The organism is Microbacterium sp. zg.B48, assembly GCF_024623505.1.
Classification (GTDB): Bacteria; Actinomycetota; Actinomycetes; order Actinomycetales; family Microbacteriaceae; genus Microbacterium.
In genome coordinates this window covers 183,041-196,324 of the sequence record NZ_JANJFE010000005.1, presented here as the reverse complement: position 1 = coordinate 196,324, position 13,284 = coordinate 183,041, and the positions used below count along the sequence as shown (strand labels likewise).

Here is a 13,284-nt window from a genome sequence, read left to right as displayed (position 1 = left end):
CCCGCCTCCGCCGCCAAGCCGCTCCGGAGCGCGCCGGACTCAGCCCTGGGTCTCGGCTGCGCCGACTCCGCCGCGCGCGCCCACCGCCTCTTCCGGCGTCCCGTCCGGCGCGTCCGGCGCGTCCGGCGCGTTCTCCAGTGCCAGGCGCGGTCGCCAGACCACGATGTCGGTCGCACGCCGCACCCGTCGGCCCTGACGCAGCGTGATCACCGACCCTGTGGCCCCGGCGGCGAAGACGCGCGCACCGGGGCGGTTCTCCAGTTCGGCGCGCATGCGAGCCTCGAGATCGTTGACCCGATGGTGCAGTTCGCGGACGCGATCTTCGAGCTCGATGATGCGGGCGATCGCCGGCAGGCTCATGCCGTCGGAGGAGAGACGGGCGACTTCGCGCAGCTGCTCCACATGCCGCGTGGAATAGCGGCGCGATCCGCCCCGCGTGCGGGCCGGAACCACCAGGCCGAGCCGGTCATACTGCCGCAGAGTCTGCGGGTGCATGCCGGCGAGTTCGGCGGCGACGGCGATCGCGAAGATCGGGGCGTCCTCATCGATCTCTCGGTCAGCCATCCCTCTCACCTCATCCCGTCTCTCACTGGATCTCGTTGCTCAGCCCCTGCGGGCTATCCGCGCGCCTTCGACATCAGGTCCGAGCGAGGGTTCTCTTTCGGCTCCAGATCGTGGAACCGCTGAAGCGCCTCGCGGGCCGCCTCGTCCAGATGCGACGGCACCGCGACCTGCACCTCGGCCAGGAGGTCTCCGGTGCCTTTCCCGGTCTGCACGCCGCGGCCTTTCACACGCAGCACCCGGCCCGATGGGGTGCCGGGCGCAACGCGCAGCTTCACGGGATCGCCGCCGAGGGTGGGCACCTCGATCGTCGCGCCGAGCGCAGCCTCGGTGAAGGTCACCGGCACGGTGACCCGGAGGTTGAGCCCCTCCCGGGTGAACACCGGGTGCGGTCGCACCGCCACCTGAACGACGATGTCACCGGACTCGCCGCCGTCCGGGGACGGACGCCCCCGCCCGCGCAGGCGAATCTTCTGGCCGTCCGCGACGCCGGCGGGGATCTTCACCTTGAACGGCTTGCCGTCCTCGCCCTGCAGCGTGATCGTCTCGCCGCGGGTCGCGGTGATGAAATCGATCGTCGTGCGGGCGGTCACGTCGGCGCCCCGGCGCGGGCCGCCGTACCCGCGGAATCCGCCCGAGGGCTGGCCGAACCGACCGGAGCCGAAACCGCCGCCCTGCTGCTGGTTGAACATGCTGAAGATGTCGTCGAAGTCCTCCGGCGCCGCCTGGCGGGCGCCACGGCCCTGCCCGAACATGCTGAAGACGTCCTCGAACCCGCCGGGCTGATCGCCCGCCGTGAAACGAGCCCCCGAGCCCATCGCCCGGATCTGGTCGTACTCCTTGCGCTGTTCCGGGTCGGAGAGCACCGAGTACGCCTCGCTGACCTCTTTGAACTTGGCCTCCGCCTTCGCGTCACCCTGATTGGAGTCGGGGTGGTACGTGCGCGCGAGCTTGCGGTAGGTCTTCTTCAGGTCGGCCTCGCTGACGCTCTTATCGACACCCAGGACCTTGTAGAAGTCCTTGTCGAACCAGTCTTGACTGGCCATCCAGTGATCCTCCTGCTTACTCGGCCGGCACCGCGACGACCACCTTCGCGGGCCGCAGTTCGACCGAACCCAGGCGGTAGCCGACTTCGACGACCTCGAGGATCGTCGGCTCGGTGGTCCCCGGTGTCGGCGCCTGGAAGATCGCCTCGTGCTGCTGCGGGTCGAAGGGTTCTCCGACGACGCCGTACGCGACGGCACCCAGCTTCTCGGCCAGCGCGCGCACCTTGTCGCCGATCGCCGCGAGGGGGCTGCCCTCGACCAGATCGCCGTGCTTGTCGGCGCGGTCGAAATCATCGAGCACCGGCAGGAGACCCTTCACGGCCTCGCCCCTGGCTCGTTCGATCTCGCGCTCGCGCTGGTCCTCGGTGCGCCGACGATAGTTGGCGTACTCGGCCTGCAGCCGCTTGAGGTCGACCATCAGGGGCGCATCCGGGTCGGCGGCACCGGCGTCCTCGGACGCGGCATCGACGGTCTGCGCGGCGTTCAGGATGTCCTCGACCGTCCAGCCCTCGTCGGATCCGCCCGGCTGCGAATCGGGGCCGGAGACCTGCGCCTCCGACCCCTCCTCGTCCGGTCGAACCTCGTCGGCAGGCTCGCGATCAGCGCTGTGCTCTTCGAAGTTCTTGTCCGTCATGGCTACTTCTTCTCTTCGTCCTCGTCGTCGACGACCTCGGCGTCGATCACATCCTCATCGGATGAGGCGGCCCCGTCCGCGGAGCCGGCGCCGGCCGAAGCATCGGCCCCGGCATCCGGAGCGGACTGCGAAGCCTGACCGGACGCGTAGATGGCCTCGCCCAGCTTGCCCTGGCTCTGGTTCAGCTTGTCGAACGCGGTCTTGACCGCGTCGTCGTCCTCGCCGGCCAGCGCGGCCTTGAGCGCGTCCACGTCGGCCTGCACCTCGGTCTTGACGTCGGTGGGCAGCTTGTCGTCGTTGTCCTTGATCAGCTTGTCGATCGAATACGACAGCGTCTCGGCCTGGTTGCGGACCTCGGCCGACTCACGGCGCTTCTTGTCCTCGGCCGCGTGCTCCTCGGCCTCGCGCACCATACGCTCGATGTCCTCCTTCGGCAGCGACGAGCCGCCGGTGATCGTCATCGACTGCTCCTTGCCGGTGCCCTTGTCCTTGGCGGACACGTGCACGATGCCGTTCGCGTCGATGTCGAACGTGACCTCGACCTGCGGGATGCCGCGCGGCGCGGGGGCGATTCCGGTGAGCTCGAACGTGCCCAGCGGCTTGTTGTCGCGGGTGAAGTCGCGCTCGCCCTGGAACACCTGGATCGCCACCGACGGCTGGTTGTCATCGGCCGTGGTGAAGGTCTCGCTGCGCTTGGTCGGAATCGCGGTGTTGCGCTCGATCAGCTTCGTCATGATGCCACCCTTGGTCTCGATGCCGAGGCTCAGCGGGGTGACGTCGATCAGCAGCACGTCCTTGCGCTCACCGCGCAGGACACCGGCCTGCAGTGCGGCGCCCACGGCGACGACCTCGTCCGGGTTGACGCCCTTGTTGGGCTCCTTGCCGGCCTCCTGCTTGACCAGTTCGGCGACGGCGGGCATGCGGGTGGATCCACCCACGAGCACGACGTGGTCGATGTCGGAAACCTTGATGCCGGCCTCGCGGATGACATCCTCGAACGGCTTCTTCGTGCGGTCCAGCAGGTCCTTGGTGAGGTCCTCGAACTTCGCGCGCGTGATCGTCTCGGACAGCGAGACCGGTCCGCTGTCGGTCAGGGACAGGTAGGGCAGGTTCACGGAGGTGGACATGGAGCTGGAGAGCTCCTTCTTGGCCTGCTCCGCGGCCTCCTTCAGACGCTGCAGCGCGATCTTGTCGTGGGAGACGTCCACACCGGTGGTGTCCTTGAACTGCTTGATGAAGTAGTCCACCAGACGCTGGTCCCAGTCGTCACCGCCGAGGCGGTTGTCACCGGCGGTGGAGCGCACCTGGATGGTCGAGAAGTCGTCGTCCTTGCCCACTTCCAGCAGGGACACGTCGAACGTTCCGCCACCGAGGTCGAAGACGAGGATGAGCTCGTCCTCCTTGCCCTTGTCCAGACCGTAGGCGAGGGCGGCCGCAGTCGGCTCGTTGATGATGCGCAGCACGTTCAGGCCGGCGATCTCACCGGCTTCCTTGGTCGCCTGGCGCTCGGCGTCGTTGAAGTACGCGGGCACAGTGATGACGGCATCCGTCACGGTGTCACCGAGATACTCCTCGGCGTCGCGCTTGAGCTTGCCCAGAATGCGCGCAGAGATCTCCTGCGGGGTCCACTTCTTGCCGTCGACGTCGAACTTCCAGTCGGTGCCCATGTGGCGCTTGACCGACGAGATGGTCCGCTCGACGTTCGTGACGGCCTGGCGCTTGGCGGTCTCGCCGACCAGCACCTCGCCGTCCTTGGTGAACGCGGTCACGGACGGGGTGGTACGGAAGCCTTCGGCGTTCGCGATGACCTTCGGCTCGCCGCCCTCGAGGACGGCCACGACAGAGTTCGTGGTTCCCAGGTCGATTCCAACAGCACGGGCCATGTGTTTCTCTCTCCTTGTTCAGGGGCGGACGAATCCGGACCCCGGGTGGTGTGAAGTCGTTGGCGGGCAACCCCGAACCGGAGACGTGAGCCTCGGCCTCGAAGGGGTTGAGCCGCGATGACTCAAGGTTACCGGAGGTCGCTCGAGCCTGTCAAATGAACTTGATAAGGAATGGCTCAACTTTGCGGTCGCCGGTGCACGCAGGCTGCGGCGTACGGCTCCGGCTGTCAGGATGGGCCCATGCCCCTGCCGTGGGAGTTCCGAGAGCCGATTCAGGGCGACCGGGTGAGTCTGGATCTGCTCCGCCCCCACGACTTCGACGCGCTGTACGCCATCCAGTCCGATCCCGAGGTCTGCCGCTACCTGCTCTACGAGCCGCGCTCGCCGGAGCGCGTGCGGGACGTCTTGGACCGGGATGCCGCGGCCACGCGCCTGGCCGCGCCGGACGATTACCTTCAGCCCGCGATCCGCAACAGCGCAGGGCAGCTGATCGGGACCATGTATCTCAGGCTCGCCAGCGTGCCGGATAAGGCCGGCGAGCTCGGCTGGCTCCTGGATCCTCGTTTCCAGGGGCGCGGCTACGCCCGAGAGGCCGCCGGACTGCTCCTGGACCTGTCGTTCGGCGAGCTCGGCCTGCACCGGGTCTTCGCCGAACTGGACCCTCGGAATGCGGCATCCGTCGCGCTGTGCGAACGGCTCGGGATGCGCCGTGAAGCGCACTTCCGCGAGCAGATGTGGTTCAAGGGCGAGTGGGCCGACACCGGCGTCTACGCGATCCTGGAGCAGGAGTGGTCCGCGCGGCGCGCCTGAGCGCCGCTAACCGGCCGTGGCGGAACCCGCGCGGCGCTTGGCCTCGATGCGTCGGGTGGTCTGGATGAACCGGCCGGAATCCGGGATGCGGGCAAGGAGCGGGCCGGCCACCATCGTGATCAGGACATAGGCCGTCGCGAGGGCGGCGAGGGACCGGTCTACGCCGGCCGCGACGGCCAGGGCCGCGATGACGATGGAGAATTCGCCGCGCGACATCAGCGCGAAGCCCGCGCGCCAGCGTCCGGCCTCACCGATGCCGGCGCGCCGCGCCGCGATGTAGCCGGTCAGGAGTTTGGTGCCCATCGTCACGATCGCGAGCAGGATCGCCGGCACGAGCATCGAGAGCAGCTCGCCGGGATCGGTGGAGAGGCCGACGAAGAGGAAGAACACCGCCGCGAAGAGGTCCCGCAGCGGTGTCAGCACGCGCTGCGCGTGCTTGGCGGCAGGCCCGGAGATCGCGATGCCGACCAGGAACGCTCCGACGGCGGCCGACACGTTGGCGCCCTCGGCGAGGCCCGCGACCAGCAGCGTCAGGCCGAACACCGACAGCAGCAGGACGTCGGCCTCCTTGGACCAGACGAGGCGAGACACGATCCTGCTGTGGCGCAGCGCGACGTACAGGATCAGCGCGACCGAGGCGAGGGCGACCACCACCGAGACGGTGCCGGCCAGCAGGCCGGTCCCGACCAGGAGCGCGGTCAGCACCGGAAGGTAGAACGCCATGGCCAGATCCTCGATGACCAGGATCGACAGCACGACGGGCGTCTCGCGGTTGGTGAGGCGGCCGAGGTCCTGCAGGACCTTGGCGACGACGCCGGACGAGGAGACCCAGGTGATGCCCGCCATCGCGACCGCGGCGACCGGGCCCCAGCCGAGCAGCAGCGCCAGCAGGGCCCCGGGAACCGCGTTCAGCGCCATGTCGATCAGGCCGGCGGCCTTCGATCCGTTCAGGCTGGAGACCAGTTCGCGTGCGGTGTATTCCAGTCCCAGCATGAGCAGCAGGAGGATGACGCCGATCTCGGCGCCGATCTCGATGAATTCCTCGCCCTGCGTGAAGGGGAAGAATCCACCCTCGCCGAATGCGAGACCGCCCAACAGGATCAGCGGGATCGGTGAGATCTCCAGGCGAGACGCCAGCCGGCTGAGCAGCCCGATCCCGAGGATGAGCGCGCCGATCTCGACGAGGACGAGCGCGCTGTGGGCCATCCGCTGCGATCAGGTGCCGCTGACGATGCGGACGAGGTGGTCGAGGCCATCACGCGTGCCGACGACGACGAGCAAGTCGCCGCTGCGCAGAACGTCGTCAGGCCCCGGAGCGGGCAGGATCTCGGTCGCCCGCACGATCGCGACGATCGAGCATCGGGTGCGGGTGCGGGCTCTGGTGTCCCCGAGCGGGCGAGCCACGAAGGGAGAGTCGGCGCGCACCGGGATCTGCTCGACGGCGAGGCCTTCGACCTGATGGCGCAAACCGGCCAGTTCGGTGAGCAGGACCGAGGCGCCGAGCACTTCGGACAGGGCGATCGCCTCGTCGTCGCTGAGGGTGATCGTCTCGCCGGCACGGTCGGGATCGTCCTCATCGGACAGCGCGATCTGACGGCCGCCGTCGCGGAGGTTCAGTACCGAGAGCCGGCGGCCCTCCTCGGTCACGATGTCGTGGCGGACACCGATTCCAGGCAGCTCGGCGCGTTCGACGTGGGCAGGCATGCGTACATAATGGCACCGTCCGCGGCACCGGCGTCGTCGCTTCCGCCAGGCGGTGCATGCCGGGGTAGCCTGAGCAGGCCGCAGAGACGCGGCCCGCGTGCACTGCCGCACCCGCCGTTCACCGAAGGGCCCTACCGTGACGGACATGAGCGATCCTGATCTTCGTGGGACGACGCCTGAGGGGCCGCAGTTCTCCGGCGTCACCCCGACCGATGCGCTGGCCACGGCGATGGCCGCGGAGGAGCGTCCATCCAGCACCCGCAAGCGCATCGTGCTGGCCTGGGGCCTGTGGGACTGGGGCTCGGCGGCGTTCAACGCGGTCGTGACCACCTTCGTCTTCACGGTGTACCTCACCAGTTCGGCCTTCGGACCGACGGGCACGGTGGAGGCGCTGCTGGGCTGGGCGCTGGCCGGCGCCGGGCTCGTGATAGCCGTGCTCGCACCGGTGACCGGGCAGCGCTCGGACACCTCGGGGCGCCGCAAGCTGTGGCTGGCGGTGAACACGTACATCGTCGTGGCCGCGACGGCGGCGATGTTCTTCGTGGAGCCCGACCCGTCCTTCCTCTGGCTCGGACTGCTGCTGGTCGCCGGCGGCAACGTGTTCTTCGAGTTCGCCGGCGTCAACTACAACGCGATGCTCTCGCAGGTGTCCACACCGCGCTCGATCGGCAAGGTCAGCGGCTTCGGCTGGGGAATGGGCTACATCGGCGGGATCGTCCTGCTGCTGATCGTCTACTTCGGCTTCATCGAGGGACTGTTCGGGGTGCCCGAAGGCGACGGGCTGCCGGTCCGGGCCGCGGTGCTGGTCTCGGCGGCCTGGTTCGGGCTGTTCGCGCTGCCGGTCCTGTTCGCCGTTCCCGAGTACCGCGGCGCAGGGGTCCGGCGGCAGCACGTCGGGTTCTTCGCCTCGTACGTGCGCCTGGGACACGACATCGCGAAGATGTGGCGGGAGTCGCGGCACACGGTGTGGTTCCTGCTGGCCAGCGCCGTCTTCCGCGACGGCCTGGCGGGCGTGTTCCTGTTCGGCGGCGTGCTCGCGGCATCCGTGTTCGGCTTCTCCCCCGGAGACGTGATCATCTTCGCCATCGCGGCCAACGTCGTCGCCGGCGTCTCGACCATCCTGGTGGGTGCCCTCGATGACCGGCTCGGGGCCAAGCCGGTGATCGTCGCCGCCCTGGTCGGGCTGATCATCTCCGGCCTGCTCGTGTTCTTCCTGCACGACGGCGGGCAGATCGTGTTCTGGACGGCGGGGCTCGCCCTGTGCCTGTTCGTCGGTCCGGCTCAGTCCGCCTCGCGGACGTTCCTGGCGCGGATCATCCCGCCGGGTCGTGAGGGCGAGGTGTTCGGCCTGTACGCGACGACCGGCCGCGCGGTCTCATTCCTGGCGCCGACCATGTTCGCCGTGTTCGTGTCGGTGTTCGGCGCCGCGTACTTCGGCATCCTGGGCATCGTGCTGGTCCTGGCAGTCGGGCTGCTGCTGCTGATCCCGGTGAAGGCCGTGCAGGAGCGGCTGAAGGACTGACGCCCCGGCAGGCTCAGGCCCGGCACGGGTCGTCGCGCCCCGGCGGCGAGGGTCGCTGCGCGGTCGGCGCGCTCACTTCGGCCAGGAGTCCGCGAGCTTCGTGAGCAGGCGGGCCAGTTCGGTACGCTCCTGCTCGCTGAACGAGGAGAGCGCCGAGTCGACGGCATTCCGACGCTCGCCGCGGAAGCCCCGGACGATCGCGAGCCCCTGATCGGTCAGGGCCACGCGCGTGCGACGAGCATCGTCCGGGTCTGCTTCCCGACGCACCAGCCCCATCTGCGCCGCCTGCTGCACCAGGCGCGAGGCGCGGGGCTGATCGACTCCCACCGCATCGGCGAGCTCGTTGACCGACAGCGGCCCGGCTGCCGCGGACAGCGCCTCGAGCAGCCTCAGTCGCGCGGGTCCGCCGATCCGCGGTCCGCCGCCCCACGGCGCTGGACCGCCCATGCCGCCGTGCGTGCCGTGCATGGCGTGCGGACCGCCGCGCATCCAGCCCCCGTCACGGCGATGGTCGCCGGGGTCGCCGTGATGTGCGCCGGGGCCGTGGCTCCCGTCCCACGGCGGTCGCGGCATCCGCCGCCCGCGCAGGCGGGCGAGCGCTGCCGCGATCGCGTCGGCGGGATCGGAGGGTGCGGATGTCATTCTTCGAATTTACATGTGACTTGACATGTTCCGCGACTGCATGTCACCCTACATGTACATGTTCTTCTACATGCAACATCGGTGGCCGCTCGTGCCGCCCCCTGGAAAAGGACTTCTGATGAACGACGAAGACACGAATGTCAACGACCCCTCCGATGAGGGAACCGCCGGCGCGCCGGGAGGCGTGCCCACCGACCGTCCGCTCGGGTACTGGCTGCGCACGGTCGACGACCTGATCAGCCGCAAGTTCGCCGCAGCTTTCGACGGGACCGGCGTCACCCGCCGTGAGTGGATGCTGCTCAACGCACTCTCGGGCGACCTCGACCTGCCTGCGTTCGCGGACCGCTTCGTCCGCAAGGGCAAGCGGCTGCGCCGGCTGGAGGATCGCGGCTGGATCGAACAGACCGGCGACGGCACCTGGGTGCTCACCGACCAAGGTCGGGCGGCCCGCGAGCGCCTCGGCGAGATCGTGGAGGGCGTCCGCTCGCGCGTGGCCGGCGCGGTCTCGCCCGAGGACTTCGCCACCACCCTGGCCTCGCTGGAGGCCATCGCCCGGGAGCTGGGATGGGATGAGGGCGCCCGGATGCCGCGGCGCGGGTTCGGCCGTGGGTTCGGACCCGGCTTCGCGGCGGATCACGACAGCACCGAGTCCGACCGCGGCTTCGGTCCTGGGTCCGGTCGTGGGTTCGGTTTCGGTCCTGGGTTCGGGTTCCGCGGTCACGGCCGCGGTCATCACCACGGCCACCACCACCGCGGCAACCACGGCTACGGCCACGGTCCAGATGAGCACGGCCACGGCCACGCGCACGAGCACGGCTACGGCCCCGCGCACGAGCACGGCCACGGCCCCGCGCACAAGCACGGCCACGGCCACGCCCACAGCCACGACCACGCGCACCGGTGCGGGGGCGGCCATCCCCACGAGAGCGAACACGCCTTCGAGCGCGGCTTTGCCGCCGGGTACGCGGCATCGCGCAATGCCGCTGCCTGACGCGCGGCCATCGGCGTCTCTTATCGCTCAGCCACCCCTCTCTCAACCCGTTGGGCTGCGCGACCGCCCCCGCGACCTCCTTCACGAGGCGACGGGTTCAGCCCGCAACCTCGTGCAGGAGGAACGCGGCAAGGAACCCGAGCGTCGCCCACAGACCGGTGAGCGTCCGCTGCTTTTCGAAGGCCTCGGGAATCATGGTGTTGCAGATCATCGCAAGCAGCCCTCCCGCGGCGATCGCGATGACGAATGCGATGAACGCGTCGGATGCGGGCTGGAACGCGAGGTAGCCCAGCAGCGTCGCGACGACCGTGATGAGCGCGATGCCACACCACAGCAGCGCGACTCTGCGTGCGCTGGAGCCGCCCCTCTTGAGAGCGGCGGTGGACCCGAGCCCTTCCGGGAAATTGCTGATCGCGACGGCGACGACGATCGGGATGCTGATGCCGCCGCCGTGCAGCACCGCCAGTCCCATGACGATCGATTCTGGGATGCCGTCGATCAGGGCGCCGATCGCGATCGCCGCGCCCGTCCCGCTCGCGAATCGCGCGGTGCTGCGCCGGTCCACGATGTTCGCCGGAGCGCCCGTCGCAGGCTGAGAGGGCCGAGACACGAGCCAGTCCGCCACGATATAGAGGAGCGCCCCGACCAGCAGCCCTCCCGCCGTCGGTCCGACCCCGCCGTCCGACACCGCTTGGTCGACGAGTTCAAATGCCACGGTCGCGATGAGCACGCCGGCGCCGAGCGCCAGGATGCCGGCCACGGCCCGCTGCGGGATGTCGACGAACCACGCGATCGCTGCGCCCAGCAGGAGTGTGGCGGCTGCGATGAGTCCGCTCAGCGCGGCCAACCAGACGCCGGTCATGGCCTCAACCTAAACCCAGCAGCGTGAGACCCGAGCAGGTCGTCCGTGCGGCGTCGTCCTCGCGGCGAGCATCGGCTCAGTGGCCGCGCGAACCCGCATCGCTCGAGCCCACGTCGGTGCGGTGGAAGTTCTGGAACGAGCGGGATGCCGTCGGCCCACGCTGTCCTTGATACCGATTGCCATAGGGGCCGGAGCCGTACGGATTCTCGGTGGGCGAGGACAGGCGGAAGAAGCACAGCTGCCCGATCTTCATCCCAGGCCACAGCTTGATCGGCAGGGTCGCGACGTTCGAGAGTTCCAGTGTGACGTGGCCCGAGAAGCCGGGATCGATGAATCCCGCGGTGGAGTGGGTGAGCAGCCCGAGCCGCCCGAGCGAGGACTTCCCCTCCAACCGCGCGGCGATGTCGTCGGGCAGCGCGACCAGCTCGAAGGTGCTGCCCAGGACGAACTCGCCCGGGTGCAGGATGAACGGCTCCTCCGGCGCGGTCTCGATCAGGTGCGTCAGCTCGGGCTGATCCTCGGCCGGGTCGATGAACGGGTACTTGTGGTTGTCGAAGAGCCGGAAGTAGCGATCGAGCCGCACGTCCACGCTCGACGGCTGCACCATCCCCGGTTCCCAGGGCTCGAGCCCGATCCGGCCGGCGTCGATTTCGAGGCGGATGTCGCGGTCTGAGAGCAGCACGCCGCAAGCCTAGCGGCGCCGTGGTGGACCACAATTCCTGCCATCCGGACGCGGAACGCGCAGCGGGCCCCGTCATCACGCCGAGCCCCGGACAGTGCCTATCCGAAGTGCAGGAATCATGCGCCGCGTGGGTCCTCGCGGACGTCTCTGTTATCCTGTCCAGGCGCCGAAAGGTCGTCCGGGGATGTAGTTCAATGGCAGAACTTCAGCTTCCCAAGCTGATAGCGCGGGTTCGATTCCCGTCATCCCCTCCACGAGACCCCCCGTTTTCCGGGGGTTTTCGCTTTGGCGGCGCCACAGCACACCACGTGGCGCCACAGCTATGTGTACAGCGATGTGTACACCGATCAGGGATCGCCTTGGGGCATGCCCAAGGCTCGCGAGCATGGTCAGGGCGCCCTTATTGGGTGGAGTCGCGTTAGATGTGGCGCGCTGTCATCGACGTCGGCTTCGACCTCAAAGAGACAGAAGGCGGTCGAGAACTTGTCTACGTGGTTCGACTCACTGTAGCCACAGATAATTCAGGTTGGGCAGGCCGCCCAAAGCCAACCATTTGATTGTTGGTCGTCTGCTCGTCGCCAGACCACACGGGACGTCCGCTTCAGCGGTCTCGCTGACGAAGCGTCTGGCGCGTCGGTAACGCCCGACGCGCAGCCGCGTCAGACCTTCGCGGGCTCTTGCACGCGGAACCGGTCGAGAATCTCAGCGATAGTACCTCTCGAGCCGACGTTGCCCGGGACCACGACGTATTCGAGGGATCGACCGGTACTGTCTTCAAGTTGCCAGACCGAAACGCCAGGGCGAATCTGTCCCTGGACAAGGGCCTGAGTGGCTCCGATACCTGCGCGTGCCACCTCCGCCGACGTGATTCCGCCTTTCGAGACCACAAGGTCGACATCGGCGACAAGTCGCGCCACACAGGCTGTGAGCGCTTCCATCACGCGTTGGCCGTGTTGCAACGTCCCGTGATCCTCGCTTCGCGTTCGCTCGGAGGAGATGATTACGAGAGGAGACTCCGCCAGTACGGCCTTGGCGGCCTCCGCCAGTGCGGTCCCGGCCGCACTCGGGTCCGCGAGCGCGTGAGAGGTGGTGAGCACGAGTGAGCGCCCCCATCGTTCTTCGACCGCGTGCAACTGCTCCCCGGCTGCCGCAGTATGCGATCCGCAGACGAGGAGCGTCGCGCGTGGCGACCGTTCGGGCGGCAGATACGGAGCGTCGCTGACGACGCTAGCGAGGGCTGCCGCGAGAGGGGCGCCGCACCTCACGACGATCTTCCGACCCGCGGCGCCCGCTCGCCGGATGGCGTCAGCGATCGCATCGATGTCTGAGCCGGTTGCCACGTCCGGTAGCACGACCGCTCCGGCTGGCACACGGCAGAGGGTGCGAAACAGCTCGTCCGACCGCACGGAGGCGAGAGAGACCGGAACGGGCGTTCGGGGAGACTTCTCTCGCACGTAGTCCGCTAAGGTTTGCCCACCGAAAGGAAAGACCGGGTCGCGGGCGAATTCAGTCTTGTGAGCGGGTACGTCGACCTCGTCGATTGCGACAAAGTGCACGTTGTTGAGGGTGCGCCGCCCACCTTCGGGAAATGCGGGTACAAAGACGAGTACGGAGTCGTCGTCCATGAATTGATCGGACTCCGCAAAGACGTGCCCTCTCAGCGTGGAATCACCCCGGAGGACGAACTGGATATCAACGCCGAGCTGCGCCGCCGCGTCGAGCGCGTTTGCACGCACCTCATTGACGAGTGATATTGCAGAGTCTTCTTCAATGGAACGAGTGTTGGTCAGGATGTAGACGCTTACGCTGTCGCGAAGCGCTTCCCGGATGGCGTCTGTTTCCCAAGAGAAAAGTACGCGTACCCCGGAGGCACTCTGCGTGCCAGTGGGGTCGTCGTCAAGCACGATCGTGCGAACTGCCTGCTCGGCCGGGGAGGTAGTGGTCATC

Annotated in this window: 13 protein-coding genes and 1 tRNA gene; 4 read left to right on the top strand and 10 right to left on the bottom strand. The window is 68.4% G+C overall.

Going from position 1 to position 13,284, the window contains the following annotated elements; genetic code table 11:
- Positions 1 to 39 precede the first annotated feature (39 nt).
- Genes NQ152_RS04915 through dnaK form a run of 4 tightly spaced genes read right to left on the bottom strand, consistent with a single transcriptional unit; the run spans position 40 to position 4,124 of the window.
- Positions 40 to 564: a heat shock protein transcriptional repressor HspR gene (locus tag NQ152_RS04915; protein ID WP_257523202.1), complete on the bottom strand. Its 525-nt coding sequence runs from the start codon at positions 562 to 564 to the stop codon at positions 40 to 42.
- 53 nt (positions 565 to 617) lie between these two features.
- Positions 618 to 1,607, bottom strand: coding sequence for a DnaJ C-terminal domain-containing protein (locus NQ152_RS04910; protein WP_257523201.1), 990 nt, complete (start codon positions 1,605 to 1,607; stop codon positions 618 to 620).
- Between the two features lie 16 nt (positions 1,608 to 1,623).
- Entirely contained in the window at positions 1,624 to 2,241 is a 618-nt protein-coding gene (locus NQ152_RS04905) for a nucleotide exchange factor GrpE (RefSeq protein WP_257523200.1), read from the bottom strand.
- 2 nt (positions 2,242 to 2,243) lie between these two features.
- The gene (gene dnaK / locus NQ152_RS04900; protein ID WP_257523199.1) at positions 2,244 to 4,124 is read right to left on the bottom strand and encodes a molecular chaperone DnaK; all 1,881 of its coding nucleotides are present in this window, start codon (positions 4,122 to 4,124) and stop codon (positions 2,244 to 2,246) included.
- A gap of 240 nt (positions 4,125 to 4,364) precedes the next feature.
- Between dnaK and NQ152_RS04895 the strand changes: the two genes are divergently transcribed.
- A complete protein-coding gene (locus NQ152_RS04895) occupies positions 4,365 to 4,934 on the top strand; it encodes a GNAT family N-acetyltransferase (RefSeq protein WP_257523198.1) in 570 nt (189 codons plus the stop codon).
- Between the two features lie 6 nt (positions 4,935 to 4,940).
- On the opposite strand, the gene NQ152_RS04890 is transcribed toward NQ152_RS04895, so the two are convergent.
- Together NQ152_RS04890 and NQ152_RS04885 are read right to left on the bottom strand one after the other, a co-directional pair.
- A complete protein-coding gene (locus NQ152_RS04890; RefSeq protein WP_257523197.1) occupies positions 4,941 to 6,140 on the bottom strand; it encodes a cation:proton antiporter in 1,200 nt (399 codons plus the stop codon).
- Positions 6,141 to 6,149: 9 nt separating this feature from the next.
- Positions 6,150 to 6,638, bottom strand: coding sequence for a cation:proton antiporter regulatory subunit (locus NQ152_RS04885; protein WP_257501073.1), 489 nt, complete (start codon positions 6,636 to 6,638; stop codon positions 6,150 to 6,152).
- Between the two features lie 145 nt (positions 6,639 to 6,783).
- Here NQ152_RS04885 and NQ152_RS04880 point away from each other — a divergent pair, with 145 nt between their 5' ends.
- Positions 6,784 to 8,160 (top strand): MFS transporter, encoded by a 1,377-nt coding sequence (locus tag NQ152_RS04880; RefSeq protein WP_374113561.1) that lies wholly within the window; start codon positions 6,784 to 6,786, stop codon positions 8,158 to 8,160.
- A 72-nt stretch (positions 8,161 to 8,232) separates the two neighbouring features.
- Here NQ152_RS04880 and NQ152_RS04875 read toward each other — a convergent pair whose 3' ends face one another.
- Positions 8,233 to 8,802, bottom strand: coding sequence for a MarR family winged helix-turn-helix transcriptional regulator (locus NQ152_RS04875; RefSeq protein WP_257523196.1), 570 nt, complete (start codon positions 8,800 to 8,802; stop codon positions 8,233 to 8,235).
- A 118-nt stretch (positions 8,803 to 8,920) separates the two neighbouring features.
- Here NQ152_RS04875 and NQ152_RS04870 point away from each other — a divergent pair, with 118 nt between their 5' ends.
- Positions 8,921 to 9,793, top strand: a complete 873-nt coding sequence (locus NQ152_RS04870; protein ID WP_257523195.1) for a MarR family winged helix-turn-helix transcriptional regulator — start codon at positions 8,921 to 8,923, stop codon at positions 9,791 to 9,793.
- A 97-nt stretch (positions 9,794 to 9,890) separates the two neighbouring features.
- Here NQ152_RS04870 and NQ152_RS04865 read toward each other — a convergent pair whose 3' ends face one another.
- Together NQ152_RS04865 and dcd are read right to left on the bottom strand one after the other, a co-directional pair.
- Positions 9,891 to 10,655: a ZIP family metal transporter gene (locus NQ152_RS04865; protein ID WP_257523194.1), complete on the bottom strand. Its 765-nt coding sequence runs from the start codon at positions 10,653 to 10,655 to the stop codon at positions 9,891 to 9,893.
- 76 nt (positions 10,656 to 10,731) lie between these two features.
- Positions 10,732 to 11,337: a dCTP deaminase gene (dcd, locus tag NQ152_RS04860; protein WP_257501069.1), complete on the bottom strand. Its 606-nt coding sequence runs from the start codon at positions 11,335 to 11,337 to the stop codon at positions 10,732 to 10,734.
- A 180-nt stretch (positions 11,338 to 11,517) separates the two neighbouring features.
- Here dcd and NQ152_RS04855 point away from each other — a divergent pair.
- Positions 11,518 to 11,591, top strand: a tRNA-Gly gene (locus tag NQ152_RS04855).
- Between the two features lie 405 nt (positions 11,592 to 11,996).
- Here the strand turns inward: NQ152_RS04855 and NQ152_RS04850 are convergent.
- The gene (locus NQ152_RS04850; RefSeq protein WP_257523193.1) at positions 11,997 to 13,283 is read right to left on the bottom strand and encodes a four-carbon acid sugar kinase family protein; all 1,287 of its coding nucleotides are present in this window, start codon (positions 13,281 to 13,283) and stop codon (positions 11,997 to 11,999) included.
- Position 13,284 lies beyond the last annotated feature (1 nt).